The organism is Bathymodiolus heckerae thiotrophic gill symbiont, assembly GCF_900128515.1.
Lineage (GTDB): Bacteria > Pseudomonadota > Gammaproteobacteria > PS1 > Pseudothioglobaceae > Thioglobus_A.
The window spans coordinates 1-2,503 of sequence record NZ_FQTP01000145.1 but is presented as its reverse complement, the minus strand read 5'-3'; the positions used below and the strand labels follow the sequence as shown (position 1 = coordinate 2,503).

3 protein-coding genes are annotated in these 2,503 nt (G+C 35.3%); 1 reads left to right on the top strand and 2 read right to left on the bottom strand.

Annotation, left to right across the window (positions count from 1 at the left end; genetic code table 11):
- Nucleotides 1–203 precede the first annotated feature (203 nt).
- Nucleotides 204–1,196 (bottom strand): IS30 family transposase, encoded by a 993-nt coding sequence (locus BTHERMOSOX_RS10370; protein ID WP_138121072.1) that lies wholly within the window; start codon nucleotides 1,194–1,196, stop codon nucleotides 204–206.
- Nucleotides 1,197–1,365: 169 nt separating this feature from the next.
- Here BTHERMOSOX_RS10370 and BTHERMOSOX_RS10365 point away from each other — a divergent pair, with 169 nt between their 5' ends.
- Entirely contained in the window at nucleotides 1,366–2,079 is a 714-nt protein-coding gene (locus BTHERMOSOX_RS10365) for an autoinducer binding domain-containing protein (protein ID WP_138121071.1), read from the top strand.
- Between the two features lie 225 nt (nucleotides 2,080–2,304).
- Here BTHERMOSOX_RS10365 and BTHERMOSOX_RS10360 read toward each other — a convergent pair.
- Nucleotides 2,305–2,503, bottom strand: a 199-nt coding sequence (locus BTHERMOSOX_RS10360) for a hypothetical protein (protein ID WP_212744656.1), incomplete at its 5' end; no start/stop codon positions are given.

Here is a 2,503-nt window from a genome sequence, read left to right as displayed (position 1 = left end):
CGTAACCTCATTTTTGTTAGTTGAATAAGCTTACAAATTAACCTGTTATGCATATAACAGGCAATGAGGTTACACTATAAATTTAGGGGTGAAGCTGTTTTTCTCCGCGATAGCGGCTTCGTCCAACAAGTGAGTATATTATCTAGGTATTAAACTTAAAGAGTTAAAGTTAAATTATTTTGGATTAATTATAAAACCTGAATTCAAGTCATAAGTGCATAACCCATCAATCTTTTTACATCGACACCGGTCAGTTCTTTAAAAACTTCATAAGGTGTTTTGAATTTCAGACATTTTCTTGGTCTGCTATTAAGTTTATCAACTGCATCAAACACCTGTTTTATTGTTACATCCGTTAACTCCATTGCTTTTGGAAAGTATTGGCGTAACAACCCATTAGCATTCTCATTTTGCCCACGCTCCCATGAGTGATAGGGCTTCGCAAAATAAGTGTCACAGTTGAGTTCTTTTGCTAATTTTTCATGCTGCGTGAACTCTTTTCCATTATCAAATGTAATCGTTTTAACAAAACCTTGAATTGGCTTAAATAAGAGAAGCATTGCATCCTTTACCGCGCCTGCCTTCTTACCTGATAATGGAAAGGCTAGTCTGAGTTTTGACTTCCTGTCATCCACGGTCACAATCGCACCTTTATGATTTTTACCAATAATAGTATCTGCTTCCCAATCACCTACGCGCTCACGGTTGTTAGCCACTTTGGGTCGTTCGTCAATATCAACTCGATTAGGAATACCTGTGCGGTTTCGGGCATGACCGTAACGCTTTCGATAGGTTTTGTTCTGATGCCTGAGATGCTTATATAGGTCTCCTCCCGCTTTCTTATCAGTCAGTATATATTGGTAAATTGTCTCATGATGTAGGTCAATGACATCATCATTACTCAGTCTTCCCGCTACCTGCTCAGGGCTCCAATCTTCTCGAATATAACCGTCAATTATAAACGTTATTTCTTCGGTTAATTTTGTCGATTTAGCCTTTGTTTTATGGCGTTCTTGAGCGAAATTATTGGCTTGTTTGTGTCGATATCCTTTAAGCCCTTTGTTTCGACCTAATTCTCGTGAAATATTGCCTTGGTCTCGTCCTAGTGCTTTAGCAATATCTTTTTGAGAAGTGCCTTTTTTATGTTCAATCTCTATATAATGTCTTTCTTCAAGACTTAAGTGTTTATAGCTCATTTTTAGCTTCTGTAAGGTGTTTGGTAGCAACTTACTTTACACTTAAGTCTTGTTTCAAACTATCAATGTATTGTTAGCTGTTACATACAGAGGTTATGCGCTTATTATACGAATTCAGGAAAATAAATATAACCAATTTATTTTATAGTTCATACTTAATGTGGATCGCATGAAAAATTGGCAAATAAGTATGATTAATAAAATACAAGCCGTTAAGTGCGAGCAGAGCTTATTAAAAACAATTAGTTTATTAAGCAAAGATCTAGGTTTTGACTACTGTGCCTATGGAATCCGATCTCCACTTCCGCTGTCTAACCCAAAAACTATAACAATCAATAATTACTGTGTTGCTTGGCAAGAAAAATATAAAATCAATGGTTATCTTGAAATTGATCCTACAGTACAGCATGCTTTATATTCAAGCCAACCAATCAGATGGACAGATCAACTTTTCAGTTCAGCATGCAACCTGATGGAAGATGCTAGATCATTTGGTTTACACCATGGTATAGCCTTCCCTATCCATGATCCTAGTGGATTTACAGGTATGTTAACGCTATCTCGCTCTCATGAATTAATTAATGAAGCAGAGTTCTATGAAAAAATATTAAAACTAAGCTGGCTAACCCAAGTAATACATATAGAGATGACAAAGTATCTAGTACCAAAACTAATTCCGGAAGCGAAAATTAAATTATCAAAACGTGAAACTGAGGTGCTTCAGTGGACTGCTGATGGAAAAACATCTTGGGAAATATCATATATTCTAAATATCGCTGAACGTACCGTAAACTTTCATATTAATAATTGTGTCGCTAAGTTGAAAGTTTGCAACAAAACCTCCGCTACAATAAAAGCTCTAACTCTTGGCTTATTGCAATAAGCCAAGAGTTAGAGAGCACACATTAAAATCAGGGAAGTGTGTCACAGACCTCTGTATTTTTGAAAGACTCGACAACGCCTTCCATATTTCAAAAAACATTATTACCAAGGGAGTAGATAAAGTTTCTCCTAAGAATATTTTAAAGTATTTTATTTTTTATCTAATAACTTATAAACCTCAAGTTTTCCTTCAAGTTTAGCAGCCATTTTATTGGCTTTGCTTAATTCAACTTTTACTAATTTTAATTGGCTCTCCTTCATCTGAAGTGGCTACACTAAACAGGACACATATCTTAAAACTAAAGTTTTGGGGTTCAAAAAAACCAAAAAATAACCACAACCTATTGAAATCAAAATAAAAAAGACCATCAATAATGGTATAATATTGCCTGTACCACCAACCAATATTAACCAAAAAAGAGGCC